A 17,727-nucleotide genomic window follows, 5' to 3' on the forward strand; every position below is an offset into this window, starting at 1 on the left:
CGCATGACTGAACCCACCGATTTTCAGCCCGCATCCGCTGCCGCCGACCCTGACCCGCAGGAAACGCGCGAGTGGATGGATGCGCTCAGCGCCGTCATAGAGAAAGAAGGCCCCGTGCGTGCGCATGCACTGCTCGAGCAACTGCTCGAACACGCGCGCGAAAACAGCATAGACCTGCCGTTTTCGGCCAACACGGGCTACGTCAATACCATCGAGCCCGCGCAAGAGGCACGCTGCCCCGGCAACGTGGAAGTCGAAGAGCGGCTGCGCGCCTACATGCGCTGGAACGCCATGGCCATGGTGGTCAAGGCCAACCGCCTGCACCCCGACGACGGCGGCGACCTGGGCGGACACATAGGCTCCTTTGCTTCGCTCGCCACCTTGTTCGGCGCCGGCTTCAACCACTTTTGGCACGCGGCGAACGAGCAGCACGGCGGCGACTGCATCTATATCCAGGGGCACAGCTCGCCCGGTATCTACGCCCGCGCTTACCTCGAGGGCCGTATCAGCGAGGAGCAGTTGCTGAATTTCCGCCAGGAAGTCGGAGGCAAGGGCCTTTCGAGCTACCCGCACCCCAAGCTCATGCCGGAGTTCTGGCAGTTTCCCACCGTGTCCATGGGGCTTGGACCCCTCATGGGGATTTACCAGGCGCGTTTTCTCAAGTATCTGCACGCGCGCGGCATTGCCGACACCTCCAGGCGCAAGGTCTGGGTGTTCTGCGGCGACGGCGAGATGGACGAGGTCGAGTCGCTGGGCGCGATCAGCCTCGCGGCGCGCGAGAAGCTCGACAACCTCATCTTCGTGATCAACTGCAACCTGCAGCGCCTCGACGGGCCGGTGCGCGGCAATGGCAAGATCATCCAGGAGCTCGAGGGCGAATTCCGCGGCTCGGGCTGGAACGTGATCAAGCTGCTGTGGGGCCGCGAATGGGACGACCTGCTTGCGCGCGACAAGGACGGCGCGCTGCGCAAGATCATGCTGGAGTGCAACGACGGCGACTACCAGGCTTTCAAGGCCAATGACGGCGCCTACGTGCGCAAGCACTTTTTCGGGCGCGATCCGCGCACGCTGGCGCTGGTCGAGCACATGAGCGACGACGAAATCTGGAAGCTGCGCCGCGGCGGGCACGACCCGCAAAAGGTCTATGCCGCATTCCACGCCGCCTACCACCACGAGGGTCAGCCCACAGTGGTGCTCGCCAAGACCATCAAGGGCTACGGCATGGGCAAGATCGGCGAGGGCAAGAACACCGTACACCAGACCAAGAAGCTCAGCGACGAGGACGTGCGTGCCTTCCGCGACCGCTTCGACATCCCCATCCCCGACAGCCAGCTCCCGGAACTGCCGTTCTACAAGCCGGCCGAGGGCACGCCCGAGATGAAGTACCTGCACGCGCGCCGCGAGGCGCTGGGCGGCTACCTGCCCCAGCGCCGCACACGCGCCGACGAGCAATTCACCGTGCCTGCGCTCGAAACCTTCAAAGCCATCCTCGAGCCCACGGCCGAGGGGCGCGAGATTTCCACCACGCAGGCTTACGTGCGCTTTCTCACGCAGCTCCTGCGCGACCAGGCGCTGGGCCCGCGCGTGGTGCCCATCCTCGTCGATGAGGCGCGCACCTTCGGCATGGAAGGGCTGTTCCGCCAGATCGGCATCTACAACCCTGCGGGCCAGCAATACACGCCGGTGGACAAAGACCAGGTGATGTACTACCGCGAGGACACCAAGGGCCAGATCCTGCAAGAAGGCATCAACGAGGCCGGCGGCATGAGCAGCTGGATCGCCGCGGCCACCAGCTACAGCACGAACAACCGGATCATGATCCCGTTTTACGTGTTCTATTCGATGTTCGGCTTCCAGCGCATCGGCGACCTGGCCTGGGCCGCGGGCGACATGCAGGCGCGCGGCTTTCTGCTTGGCGGCACCTCGGGGCGCACCACGCTCAACGGCGAGGGCCTGCAGCACGAAGACGGCCACAGCCACATCCTCGCGGGCACCATCCCCAACTGCGTGAGCTACGACCCGAGCTTTGCGCACGAGGTTGCGGTGATCATGCAGCACGGCCTGAAGCGCATGGTCGAGCGCCAGGAAAACGTGTTTTATTACCTCACCCTGCTCAACGAAAACTACGCCATGCCCGGCCTCACGCCCGGCACCGAGGAGCAGATCATCCAGGGCATGTACCTGTGCAAACCCGCCGCAACAGCCGATGCGCAGGCGCCGCGCGTGCAGTTGCTGGGCTCGGGCTCCATCCTGCGCGAGAGCCTCGCGGCGCAGCAGCTGCTGGCGCAGGACTGGGGCGTGGCCGCCGACGTCTGGAGCTGCCCGAGCTTCAACGAACTCACACGCGAAGGCCGCGACGCCGAGCGCTGGAACCTGCTGCACCCCACCGAAGCGCCGCGCGTGCCTTTCGTGACGCGCCAGCTCGCGGGCCACGCCGGCCCCGTCGTGGCCTCGACCGACCACGTCAAGGCCTACGCCGAGCAGATCCGCCCCTTCATCCCCGCAGGGCGCAGCTACCACGTACTGGGCACGGACGGCTTTGGCCGCAGCGACTTCCGTTTTCGCCTGCGCGAGCACTTCGAGATCGACCGCCACTACATCGCACTCGCTGCCCTCACGGGCCTGGCCGAGCAAGGCCAGCTGCCGCGCGAGCGCCTCGCGCAGGCCATCGCCCAATACGGCATTCGTACCGAAAAAACCAACCCGCTCAACGCCTGAAGCGGCGCCTTGCAGTGCAGGAATCGCTGGAGAACAACATGTCCATCCAAGAAATCAAGGTGCCCGACATCGGCAACTTCGACGCCGTCACGGTGATCGAAATCCTCGTGAAACCGGGCGACACGGTGCAAAAGGAGCAATCGCTGGTCACCGTGGAATCCGACAAAGCCTCGATGGAAATCCCCTCGAGCCACGCCGGTGTGGTGCAAGCGCTGCGCGTGGCGCTCGGCGACAAGGTACACGAAGGCTCGGTGCTGCTCACGCTCGATGTGGCAGATGCGCCAGCAGACGCATCCAATGCAGCGCCAAACTCTGAGCAAAATCAGCCGCAAGCCAAGGTGCAACAACCACAAGAAGCTATCAAATCAGAAGCATTTGCGAACCCCACGAGCGCGCAGGCTGCTCCCGCTGTGGCTGCGTCCGTGGCGTCGCCCGCAGCAGGCACTGCGCCCACGTCTGCGGCAGCCGGTGCCGCAGCACCCGCCGCCCCCGGCCAGGCAACGCCGCACCAGCCCGACCGCAGCGCGCAGCTCGCGCAGCTGCCGCACGCCTCGCCCGCGGTGCGCAGGTTCGCGCGCGAGCTGGGCGTGCCGCTCGAAGAAGTGCAGGGCACGGGGCCCAAAGGGCGCATCACGAGCGCCGACGTGCAAGCCTTCACGCAGGCCGTGATGCGCGGCACGCTGCAAACACGTGCCGCCGCGGCCCAGCTCGGTACGGCCGCTGCCGGTGCCGGTGCTGGTGCGGGCGCACCGAGCGGCGCGGGCCTGAACCTGCTGCCCTGGCCGCAGGTCGATTTCGCCCGGTTCGGGCCCGTCGAGCGCAAGGACCTGTCGCGCATCCAGAAAATCAGCGGCGCCAACCTGCACCGCAACTGGGTGATGATCCCGCATGTCACCAACCACGACGACGCCGACGTCACCGCGCTCGAAGCCTTCCGCCAGCAGCTCAACGAGGAGCACGCCAAGGCCGGCGTGAAGGTCACGCTGCTCGCGTTCATGGTCAAGGCTGCCGTCGCGGCGCTGCGCAAGTTCCCGCAGTTCAACGCCTCGCTCGACGGCGAGCAGCTCGTGCTCAAAAAATACTTCCACATCGGCTTTGCCGCCGACACGCCCAATGGCCTCGTGGTGCCCGTGGTGCGCGACGCCGACCAAAAAGGCATCCTCGAGATCGCGCAGGAAACCGCGGCGCTGAGCCTGAAGGCGCGCGAGGGCAAGCTCACGCCGGCCGACATGACGGGCGGCTGCTTTTCGATCTCGTCGCTCGGCGGCATCGGCGGGCGCTACTTCACGCCCATCATCAACGCGCCCGAGGTGGCCATCCTGGGCGTGTGCAAGAGCCACACCGAGCCGCAGTGGGACGGCCAGCAATTCGTGCCGCGCCTGATGCTGCCGCTGTCGCTGTCGTGGGACCACCGCGTGATCGACGGCGCCGCGGCGGCGCGCTTTCTCGTCTATTTCACCGGCCTGCTCGCGGACTTCCGCCGCGTGAACTTGTAAACCGCAGCCCGTCATCCTGGAGAAGCGAACATGGCCCTCATGGACATCAAAGTGCCCGACATTGGCGACTTCCCTGAAGTCACCGTGATCGAAGTGCTGGTCAAGCCCGGCGACACCCTCCGCGCAGAGCAAAGCCTGGTCACGGTGGAATCCGACAAGGCGTCGATGGAAATCCCCTCGAGCCATGCCGGCGTGGTCAAGGAACTGCACGTCAAGCTCGGCGACAAGGTGCACCAAGGCAGCGTGCTGCTCACGCTCGAAACGGCGGACGCCGCTGCTGCACCTGCTGCACCTGCTGCACCTGCTGCACCTGCTGCACCTGCTGCTCCTTCTGCGCCTGCTGCGCCTGCTGCGGCAAACCCTGCCGCTCCTGAATCGAAAGCTGCTGGCGCTGTCGATTCAAGCACTTCAAGAAAAAATGTTTCTGAAACCGAGGCACTTCAAGCGCAAGCAGCTCCTGCAAACGTAGCGACTGCAAGTGCCACGGCCGAACCTCCAGCCGATCTCGAATGCGATCTGCTCGTGCTCGGCGGCGGGCCGGGCGGCTACAGCGCGGCCTTTCGCGCGGCCGACCTGGGGCTGCGCGTGCTGCTCGTCGAGCGCTACGCCGAGCTCGGCGGCGTGTGCCTCAACGTGGGCTGCATTCCCTCGAAAGCCTTGCTGCACGTGGCCGCGGTGATCGACGAGGCGCGCCACCTGGCAGGCGCCGGCGTGTCTTTCGGCGCACCGCAGATCGACCTCGAGCAACTGCGTGCGCACAAAGCCAAGGTCGTGGGCCGGCTCACAGGCGGCCTGGCCGCGATGGCCAAGATGCGCAAGGTGCAAGTCGTGCGCGGCTATGGCAGCTTTGCGAGCGCGCACCGCGTCGTGGTCGAAGAAACCGGCGGCCCCGCGCAAGAAAAAACCGGCAAGCGCAGCACCATCGCCTTCCAGCGCGCGATCATCGCCGCGGGCAGCCAGGCCGTGCGCCTGCCGTTTCTGCCCGACGATGCGCGCATCATCGACAGCACGGGCGCGCTCGCGCTGCCGTCCATCCCGCAGCGCATGCTCATCGTCGGCGGCGGCATCATCGGGCTGGAGATGGCCACCGTGTATTCGACGCTGGGTGCGCGCATAGACGTGGTCGAGATGACCGGCGAGCTCATGCCCGGCGCCGACCGCGACCTCGTCAAGGTCTGGCAAAAAATCAACGCCGGGCGCTTCGACCGCATCCTGCTCAACACCCGCGTCACCGGCGCACGCGCCACGCCCGAGGGCGTGCAGGTGCAGTTCGCCCCGGTGCAGGAAGGTGCTGCGGCCGATGCGGCAGCCCCCGAGCCGCAAACCTACGACCTCGTGCTGCAAGCCGTGGGTCGCAGCCCCAACGGGCGCAAGATCGGCGCCGAAGCGGCCGGCGTGCACGTCGATGCGCGCGGCTTCATCCCCGTGGACGTACAAATGCGCAGCAACGTGCCGCACATCTTTGCGATCGGCGACATCGTCGGCCAGCCCATGCTCGCGCACAAGGCCGTGCATGAAGGCCATGTGGCGGCCGAAGTGATCGCGGGCGAACTGCAGGGCAAGGCCGAGCTCGCGCGCGCCGCGTTCGAGGCGCGCGTGATCCCCAGCGTGGCCTACACCGACCCCGAAATCGCCTGGGTCGGCCTGACCGAAGCGCAGGCCAAGGCGCAGGGCATCGCCGTGCGCAAGGGGCTGTTCCCCTGGAGCGCCTCGGGCCGCGCCATCGCCAACGGCCGCGACGAAGGCTTCACCAAGCTGCTGTTCGACGCCAGCGCCGATGCGGGCACCCCCGGCCACGGCCGCATCCTCGGCGGCGGCATCGTCGGCCCGCATGCGGGCGACCTGATCGGGGAAGTGGCGCTCGCGATCGAAATGGGCGCCGACGCACTCGACATAGGCCAGACCGTGCACCCGCACCCCACGCTGGGCGAAAGCATAGGCCTGGCCGCCGAAGCCGCTGTGGGCCATTGCACCGACCTGCCGCCGGCGCGGCGCTGACAAGTCACAAGCTCCAGCGGTAACGCGCGGCTTCGTGCAGCGTCCAGCCGCCGTCGCCCGAGAGCTCCAGCACCCAGGCGTGGTGCCTGAGCAGGGCAGGGTGGTGGCTCACGCTGATCGGCGTGATCGACAGACCGCGCAGCTGGCCGTAGAGCTGCGCTTCGTTGCCCGTGTCCAGTGCGCTGGTGGCCTCGTCGAGCAGCAGATAGCGCGGCTTGGCGAGCAGCGCGCGCGCAAAGGCAAGCCGCTGCTGCTCGCCCACGGACAGCACCTTGGCCCAGTCCTGGCGCGCCTGCAGGCTGCCGAAGCGCACGGCCAGCGTGGGCAGGTTGACGCGCTCGAGCCACTGCAGCAGTTCCTCGTCCGAAACTTCGTGCCCGGTCTGCGGGTAAGTGAGCTGGCAGCGCAGATCACCGAGCGGCAGATAGGGCTGCTGCGGCAGAAACATCATGTCCAGCCCCGCGGGGCGGATGACCTCGCCCGAGCCCGCATTCCACAGCCCGGCCATCGCGCGCAGCAGCGAGCTTTTGCCGGCGCCGCTCGCGCCCACGATGAGCAATCCTTCGCCGGGTTGCACGCTCAGGCTCAGCTCGCGGATCAGCAGGCGCTCGCGGTGGGGCGTGAGCAGCGTCAGACGTTCCAGCGCCAGCTCGAAGCCGGGCACGGTGCGGATCTGCGGCACGGGCTCGGCGGCAGGCTCGCCCTGCGGCGTTTGGCCGTCGAGCGCGTCGGAAAAAGCGTACAGCCGCTCCACACCCGCGGAAAAGCGGCTCAGTCCCTCGAAGTGTTCGACGATCACCGTGAGCGCGCTCAGGATGGCAGTGAACGCACCCGTCGCCTGGATCGCGCGGCCGACCTCCAGTTCGCCTGAAAGCACGTCGCCCGCGATGATCACCGTGGGCAGCAAGGCCATCAAAAAACTGTGCGCGTACTGAAACAGGTTGAGCTTGAACTGCGCGCGCAGCACCCGCTGGAAGTTGGCATACACCGTCTGGAACACGCGCTGCAGCAGCGACATTTCACGCGCCTCGCCGTGCTGGAAGGCGATGGGCTCGGCATGCTCGCGTACGCGCACGAGGCTGAAGCGGAAATCGGCCTCGCGCTGCAACTGGCGAAAATTCAGCGCGATGAGCTGCCGCCCGAACACCGTGCCCGTGAACCAGGTGCTCACGACGGCATAAGCGAGCAAAAAATACACCAGCGCGTGCGAAATCGACCACAGCACGCCCGCAAACGCGATGAGCTCGATGACCGAGCCCAGCACGATCATCGAAAAATAAAGCGACTGCTGGGTGAAGCTGTTGATGTCGTCGGCAATGCGCTGGTCGGGGTTGTCTATGTCCTCGGCCATGCTGAGCCGGTAGTACGCGCGCCGGTGAAAGTAGCGCGCAAGAAACTGTTCGGTCAGCCAGCGGCGCCAGCGCAGGCCCAGCGTGTCGCGCACGAAGTAGTACAGCGCATACAGCGGCACCGCCGCCACGAGCAATGCGGTGTAGCGCTGGATCGAAGCCCAAAAGCGCGCACTGTCGCCCGCCGCCAGCGCCGAGGTGAATTCGCCGGTTTCCTGGTTGAACAGCACGTTGCAGGCGGTCTGCACGAGCAGCAGCCCCACGAGCAAGGCGAGCAGCCCGCCGGCGCGCCAGCGCTCCTGCGAGCGCCAGTAGGGCTTTGCAATCGCCGCAAAACGCCGCCACAGGCGCAGGTTGAAGCCCGGCGTTTCGGCGCCTGGCGGTGCCGTGCGGTCGTCGCTGTTACCGTCGATATTGCCGTCGTTGTGTTCTCTGGTGTCCTTGCGCATGGCCGTATTGGACACGAGCCGTGGCCAGGGGCTTCGTTTCGGTGTGGCAGAAAAAAAGGCACACTTGCGGGGTTCGTTACTTTTTTCTACACCTTTTCATGAGCACCACTGAAAACCCCGTCGTCTTCGGCACCGAAGACCTGCTGCTGAGCTTGTGCAATTCGGTCACCAAGGTGCTCAACCTGGCCACGCAGACCACCATCCATTACTCGGCCATGGTGCAGCGCATCAGCAAAACCTGCCTCAAGCCCGACATCGGCTGCTTCGTGCTGTTCGACGGCGGCTTTTCGGGCCTGGTGATCATCAACTTCTCGGCCCAGGCGGCGATGGAGCTCTACCAGAGCTACATGCTCAACATGGGCATGTCGCGCGACGATCTTGCAAGCTCCTACACCTCGGACGACGTCGCCAACGTCATGGGCGAGCTCATGAACCAGGTCGTGGGCGACTTCATCGGCAAGGTGCGGCGCGAGCTGCAGACCCACATCACGCAAAACCAGCCCAAGATGCTGGCGCTGAATAAACAAGTGGTGTTGAGTGTGGACGCCAACCTCGACCAGCCCGAGGCGCGGCGCGTCACTTTCTACACCGGCGCGAACCACATCTTCTACCTCGAACTCGCGGTTGACCGCACCGAATTCATCAAGCTCTACGATTTCGAACCCCAGGAAGTGCCCGACCCCGACGCCCTGATCGCGCAGGCGCACCTCGCCAGCGCTGCGTCTGAACCCGCGGCACCGAGCGCTGGCGCAGCCGCTGGGGCGAGCGATACCGAGGAACTGCTCAAGTCGCTGGGGATGTGAGCGGGTGGTTGGGCGTAAATACGCGGCCGAAGCGGTACTCGGTTTTCGGTTGCGAGGGTTCACGAACCATCGGCCCCCTCGGCGCTCGCGTGCAACGGTCATCCAGCAAGCGCTGTAAAAGACTCCACTGCTACGGGCTTGACGGCTTGCGGCTGCTTGCGATGCTGCAGGATCGCAGTGTGTTCGGCTGCGATCGCTTTCAAAACGGCGGCGTCAAAATACTGCTCGCCGCAGTAGTCGCATTCCAGGCAGGGTACTTCATCGACGATGAGCAATTCGTCGGCTTGCTGGTGGATGTAGCGCGTTGTCTTGGTGGAAAGGTGTTTGTGGCCGCAGAAAGTGCAATGTTGGCTCATGGCTTCAGCCTCGCTCGTAAGGATTTTTGAATTTGGGCGGCGTCGGGATATAGACCGTCACGATGATCAGCCAGTCCTCCATCGCGGCACATACCGCGTGTATCGGTTTACCTGCATCCGTAAAACCCGCCAAGAGGCAGCTCTCGCCGCGGCCTGTATCGAGATAGTGTTCGATGATCCGGCCCGACGCCAGCGCTTGTTCCACTTCTGCGAGCGACAAGCCGTCGTTTTGGCGCTCGCGGTCGGCGTGGCGGGAATAGCGATAGTGGTCGGTTCTCGCGCACTGCTTGATCCAGTCTTCCGCGATCATGGCATGGCCTCCAGCAGCGGCGCGCCCCAGACGCAAGCGCTGAGGGGATCATCCCTGAGGTTGGATTGTGGCAGCGCCATAGCGGTGCTCCTATAGAGATCACAATAACGGGTCTTCACGCCGCCGCCTCCAGCCCCTGCGCAAAATGCGCCTGCATGGCCTGCACGCTCGCGGCCACGTCGTGCGCCTGTAGTGCAGTGAGGATGGCGCGGTGCTCGCGCAGCGAGTCTTCGATGCGCCCTTGCTTGAGCAGGGAATTCTGGCGGTTGAGCTTCATGACCTTGCGCAAATCGGCCACGACCTGGCTGCGCCAGCGGTTGTCGGCAAGCTCCAGCAGCCGCATGTGAAAGCGCTCGTTGATGGCAAAAAAGCGCTCGCGCTCGCCCACGGCGGCTGCTAGTTCGGCGTGCAGCGCTTCGAGCTCCTGCAGTTGCTGCGGCGTGGCGTGCGCGGCCACGATGCCTGCGGCGTCGCTTTCGAGCAGCGCGAGCAGGTGATAAACGTCGCGCAGGTCTTTTTCCGACATCTCGGTCACGTAGGCGCCGCGGCGCAGCTTCATCGTGATCAGGCCCTCGGTGGCCAGCACCTTGAGCGCTTCGCGCAGCGGGGTGCGGCTGATGCCGAATTCTTCGGCGATCCTGAGCTCGTCTATCCAGCTGCCGGGCTCGAGCTCGCGCCGAAAAATGCGCTGGCGCAATTGCTCTGCCACTTCTTCATACAGCGCACGCGGTGTGAGAGTAGGGGAGGACATGGGCTAGGCGGGCACAAGGCAAAATAACGGTTGCTGATGGGGTGGGGTTTGGGTTCTGAATTCATAATTATGAATGATATAAACTCAAGCCCTGCCAAACGGACGTTTGCCGCAACGTTTGCCGTGTCGTTCGCCGCCAGCTGCGCGTGAGCCGCCTCACGCTTTTCGCCTTCTTGCACCGCCAGATTCGTCTCCATTCCCCCGCATTGTCTGAATACAGAAAGCCGCGCCATGAGTGAGCCCCACAACGCATCCCCCGAATTTGCCCAAGCCAGCCTTGCAGACTGGGCCAAAGCCGCGGCCAAATCCGCCCCTGGCGGGGACGTGCACGCGCTCGACTGGATCACGCCCGACGGGCTCACCGTGAAGCCGCTCTACACCGCGCAAGATCTGCAAGGCTTGCCCTACGCCGACACGCTGCCGGGCTTCGAGCCCTTCCTGCGCGGCCCACAGGCCACCATGTACGCGGTGCGCCCCTGGACGATCCGCCAGTACGCGGGCTTTTCCACAGCCGAGGAATCCAACGCCTTTTACCGCAAGGCGCTCGCCGCGGGCGGGCAGGGCGTGTCGGTGGCCTTCGATTTGGCCACGCACCGCGGCTACGACAGCGACCACCCGCGCGTCACGGGTGACGTGGGCAAGGCGGGTGTGGCGATCGACTCGGTCGAGGACATGAAGATCCTGTTCGACCAGATTCCGCTCGACAAGGTCAGCGTCTCCATGACCATGAACGGCGCCGTGCTGCCCGTGCTCGCAGGCTACATCGTCGCGGCCGAAGAGCAGGGCGTGAAGCAGGGGCAGCTCAGCGGCACCATACAGAACGACATCCTCAAAGAGTTCATGGTGCGCAACACCTACATCTATCCGCCCAAGCCGAGCATGCGCATCATCGGCGACATCATCGAGTACACGGCCCGGCACATGCCGAAGTTCAACTCGATCAGCATCAGCGGCTACCACATGCAGGAGGCCGGCGCCACGCAGGCGCTCGAGCTTGCCTTCACGCTGGCCGACGGCAAGGAGTACGTCAAGACCGCCACGGCCAAGGGCATGGATGTGGACGACTTTGCCGGGCGCCTGTCGTTCTTCTGGGCGATCGGCATGAACTTTTACCTCGAGATCGCCAAAATGCGCGCCGCGCGCCTGCTATGGTGCCGCATCATGAAGGGCTTTGGCGCCAAGAACCCCAAGAGCCTGATGCTGCGCACGCATTGCCAGACCAGCGGCTGGAGCCTCACCGCGCAAGACCCGTACAACAACATCGTACGCACCACCATCGAAGCCATGGCCGCGGTGTTCGGCGGCACGCAAAGCCTGCACACCAACAGCTTCGACGAGGCCATCGCGCTGCCCACCGAGTTTTCCGCTCGCATCGCGCGCAACACCCAGCTCATCCTGCAGGAAGAGACGCACATCACCAACGTGATCGACCCCTGGGCCGGCAGCTACCTGATGGAAAAGCTCACGCAGGACATGGCCGACGCCGCCTGGAAGATCATCGAAGAAGTCGAAGCCATGGGCGGCATGACGCAGGCCGTGGACAGCGGCTGGGCCAAGCTCAAGATCGAAGCCGCCGCCGCCGAGAAGCAGGCGCGCATCGACTCCGGCAAAGACGTCATCGTGGGCGTGAACAAGTACAAGCTGGCCAAGGAAGAGCCGGTGGACATCCTCGAGATCGACAACCTCAAAGTGCGCGAAGGCCAGGTCGCCCGCCTGCAAAAAATCAAGCAAAATCGCAACCAAGCCAAGGTGCAGCAAGCACTGGATGCTCTTACAAATGCAGCAGAAAGCGGCACGGGCAACCTGCTCGCGCTCACTGTGGATGCCATCCGCCTGCGCGCCACGGTGGGCGAGGTCAGCGATGCGCTCGAAAAAGTCTTTGGGCGCCACCGCGCCGACACGCAAAAGGTGACTGGGGTGTACGCAGCTGCTTACGATTCGGCCGAAGGTTGGGAAAAGCTCAAGGCCGAGATCAACGAATTCGCCACCGAACACGGCCGCCGCCCGCGCGTGATGATCGCCAAGCTCGGCCAGGACGGCCACGACCGCGGCGCCAAGGTGGTGGCCACGGCCTTCGCCGACCTGGGCTACGACGTCGATATAGGCCCGCTGTTCCAGACGCCCGAAGAATGCGCGCGCCAGGCCATCGAAAACGACGTGCACGCCGTCGGCGTGAGCACCCTCGCCGCAGGGCACAAAACCCTGGTGCCGGCGATCATCGAAGCGCTCAAAAAGCAGGGCGCGGACGACATCGTCGTGTTCGTGGGCGGCGTGATCCCGCAGCAGGACTACGACTTTCTGTACCAGGCCGGCGTCAAGGGCATCTACGGCCCCGGCACGCCGATTCCGGCCAGCGCGAAGGACGTGCTGGAGCAGATCAAGAAGGCGCAAAAAACGCGCTAAAAGCGGATGGCGTGATACAGTAATACCGTATTTTGTCATGAAAGTTGGAGCATCGTATGGCTGTCTCCGTGCGCATGGACCCTTTGCTGGAAAAAGAGTTGGAGCTGGCGGCCAAGCGGCAGGGCATCACCAAGTCGCAGTTCATCATCGAGGCGGTGGAGCGGGCCTTGGGCCACAAAGACCCGGCCGCGCTATACCACAAGGTCATGGAGGAATCGGCGCGCTACCGCGTGGGCGAGGAAGTGCCGGACGATGCGCTGTCGCCAACAAAGGCCGCCCTGCGCCAACGGCTGCGTGCGCAGCACGCCCAAGAACAGGACGACTATGCCGCTTACCTGGCCGAGCGTGAAATCAAGAAGGTTCGAGGAGATGCTGCTTGAAGCTCTGCCTGCTCGACACTGGGCCGCTGGTGGCACTGTTCGACCAGAGCGACCGCTTTCATGCGCGCTTTCGGCAACTCATCGTGGACACGCCGGTGTCCGTCCAGCTGCACACGACCTGGCCCTGCGTGACAGAGGCCAGCCACCTGCTGGCGCCGCGCCATCGGTTGGCCTTGTTGCAATGGATAGGCCATGGAGCGGTGCAGGTGTTCCCCTTCGACGCGCCAGACCTGCTGGAAATGTGTGTGTGGATGGAGCAATACACACAACAGCCCCGCACCGAAATGGACCTGGCCGATGCCTCTCTCTATTGGCTGGCCTGCGAGTCCGGCGTGGCGCAAATCCTGACCACCGACGTGCGCGATTTTTCGCGCTATCGCCTGCCAGATGGGCAGGCGTTCGAGATTTTGTGAGCGTGCAAGGAATGCAGACCACGACACCCCAACCATTGACCGCGCTGGAGCCTGTGCATGGACGTGCATGAGCTGCAAGCCGCGATCCTGCACGGCACGTCCTTGCACAAGCGTCGCGCCATGGCCAAGGCTATCACGCTGCTCGAATCCACGCGTGCCGACCATCGCGCGCAGGCAGATGCGCTGCTCACGGCCTTGCTACCACATACTGGCAAGGCGTTTCGGCTGGGCATCAGCGGCGTGCCGGGCGTGGGCAAATCGACTTTCATCGAAGCGCTGGGCCTGTACCTGATCGGCCAGGGCCACCGCGTGGCCGTGCTCGCGATCGACCCTTCGTCGAGCGTCTCGGGCGGCTCGATTCTGGGCGACAAGACGCGCATGGAAAAGCTCTCGGTGCACGAAATGGCCTACATCCGCCCCAGCCCCAGCAGCGGCACGCTGGGCGGCGTGGCCGAGAAAACGCGCGAGGCCATGCTGGTGTGCGAGGCCGCGGGCTACGACGTGGTCATCGTCGAAACCGTGGGCGTGGGCCAGAGCGAAACCGCCGTGGCCGGCATGACCGACATGTTCGTGCTGCTGCAACTGCCCAACGCGGGCGACGATCTGCAGGCGATCAAAAAGGGCGTGATGGAGCTGGCCGACCTCGTGGTCATCAACAAGGCCGACCTCGACCCCAAGGCGGCCACGCGCGCGCAGGCGCAGATCACCTCCAGCCTGCGCCTGCTGGGCCTGCACGGCAACCCCGAACACGCGCACCACGACGACACGCTGTGGCACCCCAAGGTCATCCAGATCAGCGCCTTGCTCGGGCAGGGCGTCGATACCTTCTGGGCCGAGGTCAGCGCATTCCGCCGCCTGCAGACCGCCAACGGCCGCCTGGCCGCGCGCCGCCAGCAACAGGCACTCGCGTGGATGTGGGAGCGCATCGACGCGGGGCTCAAACAGGCGTTTCGCCAGCACCCGCAGGTGCGCCGCCTGCTGCCCGCCATGGAAGCCGACGTGGCGCAAGGCCGTGTACCCGCTTCGGCGGCCGCAAGACTTTTGCTCGCAGCCCAGTTCGGCAAAGCGCCGGAAACCATCGAATAAGTAGCACCAGCGACCACAGAACAGCCAATTCACCCAAAGGACGAACCATGCAAGAAATCCTGGATCAACTGGAAAAGAAGCGCGAACTAGCGCGCCTGGGCGGCGGGCAAAAGCGCATAGACATGCAGCACGCCAAGGGCAAGCTCACCGCGCGCGAGCGCATCGAGTTGCTGCTCGACGACGGCACTTTTGAAGAATGGGACATGTTCGTCGAGCACCGCTGCACCGACTTCGGCATGGAAAACAACAAGACGCCGGGCGACGGCGTGGTCACGGGCTACGGCATGATCAACGGCCGCCTGGTGTTCGTCTTCAGCCAGGACTTCACCGTATTCGGCGGCGCGTTGTCCGAGGCGCATGCGGAAAAAATCTGCAAGATCATGGACCAGGCCATGAAGGTCGGCGCGCCCGTGATCGGCATCAACGACTCGGGCGGCGCGCGCATCCAGGAAGGCGTGGCTTCGCTCGGCGGCTATGCCGACGTGTTCCAGCGCAACGTCATGGCCAGCGGCGTGATCCCGCAAATCAGCCTGATCATGGGCCCATGCGCGGGTGGCGCAGTCTATTCGCCGGCCATGACCGACTTCATCTTCATGGTCAAGGACAGCAGCTACATGTTCGTGACCGGCCCCGACGTGGTCAAGACCGTGACGCACGAGGAAGTCACGGCCGAAGAGCTCGGCGGCGCGAGCACGCACACCACCAAGAGCGGCGTGGCCGACATGGCGTTCGAAAACGACGTCGAAGCCCTGCTCATGCTGCGGCGCCTCTACAACTATCTGCCGCTCAACAACCGCGAAAAACCGCCCGTGCGCAAGAGCAAGGACCCGGCCGAGCGCATGGACCTGAGCCTGGACACTCTCGTGCCCGACAACCCGAACAAGCCCTACGACATGAAGGAGCTGATCCTCAAGACGGTGGACGACGGCGACTTTTTCGAGCTCCAGCCTGAGTATGCGAAGAACATCGTGATCGGCTTTGGCCGCATGGAAGGCCAGACCGTGGGCATCGTCGCCAACCAGCCGCTCGTGCTTGCAGGCTGCCTGGACATCAAAAGCAGCACCAAGGCTGCGCGCTTCGTGCGCTTTTGCGATGCCTTCAACATCCCCGTGATCACCTTCGTCGATGTGCCCGGCTTCATGCCCGGCACGGCGCAGGAATACGGCGGCATCATCAAGCACGGCGCCAAGCTGCTCTACGCCTTTGCCGAGTGCACCGTGCCCAAGATCACCGTGATCACGCGCAAGGCCTACGGCGGCGCCTACGACGTGATGAGCTCCAAGCACCTGCGCGGCGACGTCAACCTCGCCTGGCCCAACGCCGAAATCGCCGTGATGGGCGCCAAGGGCGCGGTGGAGATCATCTTCCGCGAGGACAAGAACGACCCCGAAAAACTCGCCGCGCGCGAGGCCGAATACAAGGCGCGCTTTGCCAACCCCTTTGTGGCCGGCGCGCGCGGCTTCATCGACGACGTGATCCTGCCGCACGAAACGCGCAAGCGCATCTGCCGCAGCCTGGTGATGCTGCGCAACAAAAAGCTCGAGAACCCGTGGAAGAAGCACGGGAACATTCCGCTGTGACCTTAAAGCACAATAGGAGGAATGTTTAATGTCATCACTTTTTCTAAATAGATTGGATCCAGTTGAGCGCTCAAAACTTGAAGCAAGACTTCTGAGTAATCAAGGAGGAAGGTGTTTCATCTGCGAGCGCACCATCGATCTCAAACTTCACGAAGGACAGATCGATATCGACCACGTCGTTCCCACGAAAATTGGTGGCAAGGATGATCCGAGCAATTTCGCAGTGACTCATTCTAGTTGCAATCGAAGCAAGCAAGCTTCACATCTGGAGGTGGCGAGGGTTCTCCAGAGGTTTCGCACTCTAAAAGAGCGGTTGGAGGAGCAAAACCGAAGCCCCAATCTTGGTGATTTGCTTTTGGGTGTTGGCACACCTCTTCAGCTTTCGTTCAAGATCGAAAACGGATTCGTCACGTATAGCCTCCCAGAAGTTGGTGACAATGAGCTGCACACAGTTCCGCTGTACGAGGATCAGCTCAGTGGATTCAAGTACTTTTTTGCTAAACTTCCGATTAGATACCTGGCTCACGATGACAGGATTAATCCTCGGGCAATTGGAAGCAATATTTCGAAGCTGGTAGAGGAGTTCTTTCAAAAACGGCCGCAGCTGCATGTGCCGCTTGCTTGGATATCGACAAAAGATGGGAAGTCGAGTGTTTACGTCTTTGATGGCCAACACAAGGCCGCCGCTCAAATCATGCTCAGCGTTAAAGAGTTACCGCTCCGGGTGTTTGTTGATCCAGATCCAGACATACTAATCACGGCCAATACTAATGCTGGAACGACTCTCAAACAGGTTGCATTTGATAAATCAGTTCAGCGTCATCTAGGAAGCTCTCTATATTTCGAGCGAATTTCTCGCTATCAGAAGGATAATAATCTAACAGAAGAGAATTTGAGCTTCTCCGAGAAAGCGCTCGTCGATCACTTTCGTGGACAAAGTAGGGAAGTTAAGCGCTACGTGCTTGACGCGCTCCGCGATAGTATTACCTCCGATCCAGAGAACAAGCTACGGGATTTCATAGATTTCGGAGGGCGTGGAAAAGAGAGGCCTCTTTCATACAGCACCGTCGAGAAGACCTTTTATTCCTTCTTTCTATACCAAGAGGTACTCCAGTTTCCAATTAACTACAAACTTGAGCAGGGCGAAAACCCTAGAGAGTTGGAAAGAAAACAGCTTGTTCGCCTGATGAACATCATCGCCGAAGAAATTTTCATAGGAAAATTTGACCCTGAATTGGGTACGGATCGGGTGGAAAACAAGATTCAGAAAGGCGAGGCATTGCCTCTTAATCATTTGCGTGCTTTCCGTATGAGCAAGGAGGAAATTGTTTACAATTGGCTTCAGTACTGCGGACAGATTGCGCGTCAGTACTTCATCATGCAAGGCAAGCCCGACCCACAGGATCGCTTGTTTCAGGAGCCCTTCCCTGAGCAGGTTTGGGAAAATGTGCGTAAATTCATAAGACGTTTATCAGAGTTGCCGATTTGGGCTAATACTGAACTCTCATCCACAGTTTTTGGGGGCAAGCAAACCAACGGCTTTTGGGACTCTGTATTCAAAACGGGCAAGACGCCGCAGGGTATGGAGATATTGCCTACACCCCTAAACCTCATTCAAATGATTTCCTGAGATTC

General features: G+C 63.0%; 14 protein-coding genes. 10 read left to right on the plus strand and 4 right to left on the minus strand.

All coding sequences use genetic code 11. From position 1 onward, the window contains the following. The first annotated feature begins 3 nt into the window (after positions 1–3). From aceE to lpdA, 3 genes are read left to right on the plus strand one after another with little or no spacing between them, the layout of a single operon-like run. Positions 4–2,718 carry a pyruvate dehydrogenase (acetyl-transferring), homodimeric type gene (aceE, locus tag PYV55_RS14790; protein WP_275852711.1) on the plus strand — a complete coding sequence of 905 codons (2,715 nt, stop codon included), beginning with the start codon at positions 4–6 and terminating at the stop codon, positions 2,716–2,718. A gap of 38 nt (positions 2,719–2,756) precedes the next feature. Then, positions 2,757–4,214: a dihydrolipoyllysine-residue acetyltransferase gene (locus tag PYV55_RS14795; protein ID WP_275852713.1), complete on the plus strand. Its 1,458-nt coding sequence runs from the start codon at positions 2,757–2,759 to the stop codon at positions 4,212–4,214. 30 nt (positions 4,215–4,244) lie between these two features. Further along, on the plus strand, positions 4,245–6,212 hold the full coding sequence (gene lpdA, locus PYV55_RS14800) for a dihydrolipoyl dehydrogenase (RefSeq protein WP_275852715.1): 1,968 nt from the start codon (positions 4,245–4,247) through the stop codon (positions 6,210–6,212). A 4-nt stretch (positions 6,213–6,216) separates the two neighbouring features. Here lpdA and PYV55_RS14805 read toward each other — a convergent pair whose 3' ends face one another. After that, the gene (locus PYV55_RS14805) at positions 6,217–8,010 is read right to left on the minus strand and encodes an ABC transporter ATP-binding protein/permease (RefSeq protein WP_275852717.1); all 1,794 of its coding nucleotides are present in this window, start codon (positions 8,008–8,010) and stop codon (positions 6,217–6,219) included. A gap of 98 nt (positions 8,011–8,108) precedes the next feature. Here PYV55_RS14805 and PYV55_RS14810 point away from each other — a divergent pair, with 98 nt between their 5' ends. After that, the gene (locus PYV55_RS14810; protein WP_275852720.1) at positions 8,109–8,813 is read left to right on the plus strand and encodes a DUF3334 family protein; all 705 of its coding nucleotides are present in this window, start codon (positions 8,109–8,111) and stop codon (positions 8,811–8,813) included. 98 nt (positions 8,814–8,911) lie between these two features. Here the strand turns inward: PYV55_RS14810 and PYV55_RS14815 are convergent, their stop codons facing one another. The 3 genes from PYV55_RS14815 to PYV55_RS14825 all read right to left on the minus strand — a co-directional run bounded on the left by PYV55_RS14815 (position 8,912) and on the right by PYV55_RS14825 (position 10,230). After that, on the minus strand, positions 8,912–9,169 hold the full coding sequence (locus PYV55_RS14815) for a YgiT-type zinc finger protein (RefSeq protein ID WP_114483734.1): 258 nt from the start codon (positions 9,167–9,169) through the stop codon (positions 8,912–8,914). Positions 9,170–9,173: 4 nt separating this feature from the next. After that, positions 9,174–9,479, minus strand: a complete 306-nt coding sequence (locus tag PYV55_RS14820) for a DUF4258 domain-containing protein (protein WP_275852722.1) — start codon at positions 9,477–9,479, stop codon at positions 9,174–9,176. A gap of 115 nt (positions 9,480–9,594) precedes the next feature. Then, positions 9,595–10,230 carry a GntR family transcriptional regulator gene (locus PYV55_RS14825; protein ID WP_275852724.1) on the minus strand — a complete coding sequence of 212 codons (636 nt, stop codon included), beginning with the start codon at positions 10,228–10,230 and terminating at the stop codon, positions 9,595–9,597. Between the two features lie 231 nt (positions 10,231–10,461). Between PYV55_RS14825 and scpA the strand changes: the two genes are divergently transcribed. The 6 genes from scpA to PYV55_RS14855 are packed head-to-tail and all read left to right on the plus strand — an operon-like array spanning position 10,462 to position 17,722. After that, the gene (gene scpA / locus PYV55_RS14830) at positions 10,462–12,633 is read left to right on the plus strand and encodes a methylmalonyl-CoA mutase (RefSeq protein ID WP_275852726.1); all 2,172 of its coding nucleotides are present in this window, start codon (positions 10,462–10,464) and stop codon (positions 12,631–12,633) included. A gap of 56 nt (positions 12,634–12,689) precedes the next feature. Then, positions 12,690–13,013 carry a toxin-antitoxin system HicB family antitoxin gene (locus tag PYV55_RS14835; RefSeq protein ID WP_275852728.1) on the plus strand — a complete coding sequence of 108 codons (324 nt, stop codon included), beginning with the start codon at positions 12,690–12,692 and terminating at the stop codon, positions 13,011–13,013. Beyond that, positions 13,010–13,426, plus strand: a complete 417-nt coding sequence (locus tag PYV55_RS14840; RefSeq protein WP_275852729.1) for a type II toxin-antitoxin system VapC family toxin — start codon at positions 13,010–13,012, stop codon at positions 13,424–13,426. Before PYV55_RS14835 ends, PYV55_RS14840 begins: the two co-directional genes overlap by 4 nt. Positions 13,427–13,483: 57 nt before the next feature. Continuing rightward, on the plus strand, positions 13,484–14,512 hold the full coding sequence (gene meaB, locus PYV55_RS14845) for a methylmalonyl Co-A mutase-associated GTPase MeaB (RefSeq protein WP_275852731.1): 1,029 nt from the start codon (positions 13,484–13,486) through the stop codon (positions 14,510–14,512). A gap of 47 nt (positions 14,513–14,559) precedes the next feature. Then, on the plus strand, positions 14,560–16,092 hold the full coding sequence (locus tag PYV55_RS14850; RefSeq protein WP_275852733.1) for an acyl-CoA carboxylase subunit beta: 1,533 nt from the start codon (positions 14,560–14,562) through the stop codon (positions 16,090–16,092). A gap of 28 nt (positions 16,093–16,120) precedes the next feature. Then, on the plus strand, positions 16,121–17,722 hold the full coding sequence (locus PYV55_RS14855) for an HNH endonuclease (protein ID WP_275852736.1): 1,602 nt from the start codon (positions 16,121–16,123) through the stop codon (positions 17,720–17,722). Positions 17,723–17,727 lie beyond the last annotated feature (5 nt).

This window comes from Extensimonas soli (assembly GCF_029211265.1).
GTDB classification, from domain to species: Bacteria; Pseudomonadota; Gammaproteobacteria; order Burkholderiales; family Burkholderiaceae_C; genus Extensimonas; species Extensimonas soli.

Excerpts from the sequence above, each read along its gene's own strand:
- aceE (WP_275852711.1), top strand. The coding sequence starts at position 4 with ATGACTGAACCCACCGATTTTCAGCCCGCATCCGCTGCCGCCGACCCT.
- PYV55_RS14795 (WP_275852713.1), top strand. The coding sequence starts at position 2,757 with ATGTCCATCCAAGAAATCAAGGTGCCCGACATCGGCAACTTCGACGCC.
- lpdA (WP_275852715.1), top strand. The coding sequence starts at position 4,245 with ATGGCCCTCATGGACATCAAAGTGCCCGACATTGGCGACTTCCCTGAA.
- PYV55_RS14805 (WP_275852717.1), bottom strand. The coding sequence starts at position 8,010 with ATGCGCAAGGACACCAGAGAACACAACGACGGCAATATCGACGGTAAC.
- PYV55_RS14810 (WP_275852720.1), top strand. The coding sequence starts at position 8,109 with ATGAGCACCACTGAAAACCCCGTCGTCTTCGGCACCGAAGACCTGCTG.
- PYV55_RS14815 (WP_114483734.1), bottom strand. The coding sequence starts at position 9,169 with ATGAGCCAACATTGCACTTTCTGCGGCCACAAACACCTTTCCACCAAG.
- PYV55_RS14820 (WP_275852722.1), bottom strand. The coding sequence starts at position 9,479 with ATGATCGCGGAAGACTGGATCAAGCAGTGCGCGAGAACCGACCACTAT.
- PYV55_RS14825 (WP_275852724.1), bottom strand. The coding sequence starts at position 10,230 with ATGTCCTCCCCTACTCTCACACCGCGTGCGCTGTATGAAGAAGTGGCA.
- scpA (WP_275852726.1), top strand. The coding sequence starts at position 10,462 with ATGAGTGAGCCCCACAACGCATCCCCCGAATTTGCCCAAGCCAGCCTT.
- PYV55_RS14835 (WP_275852728.1), top strand. The coding sequence starts at position 12,690 with ATGGCTGTCTCCGTGCGCATGGACCCTTTGCTGGAAAAAGAGTTGGAG.
- meaB (WP_275852731.1), top strand. The coding sequence starts at position 13,484 with ATGGACGTGCATGAGCTGCAAGCCGCGATCCTGCACGGCACGTCCTTG.
- PYV55_RS14850 (WP_275852733.1), top strand. The coding sequence starts at position 14,560 with ATGCAAGAAATCCTGGATCAACTGGAAAAGAAGCGCGAACTAGCGCGC.
- PYV55_RS14855 (WP_275852736.1), top strand. The coding sequence starts at position 16,121 with ATGTCATCACTTTTTCTAAATAGATTGGATCCAGTTGAGCGCTCAAAA.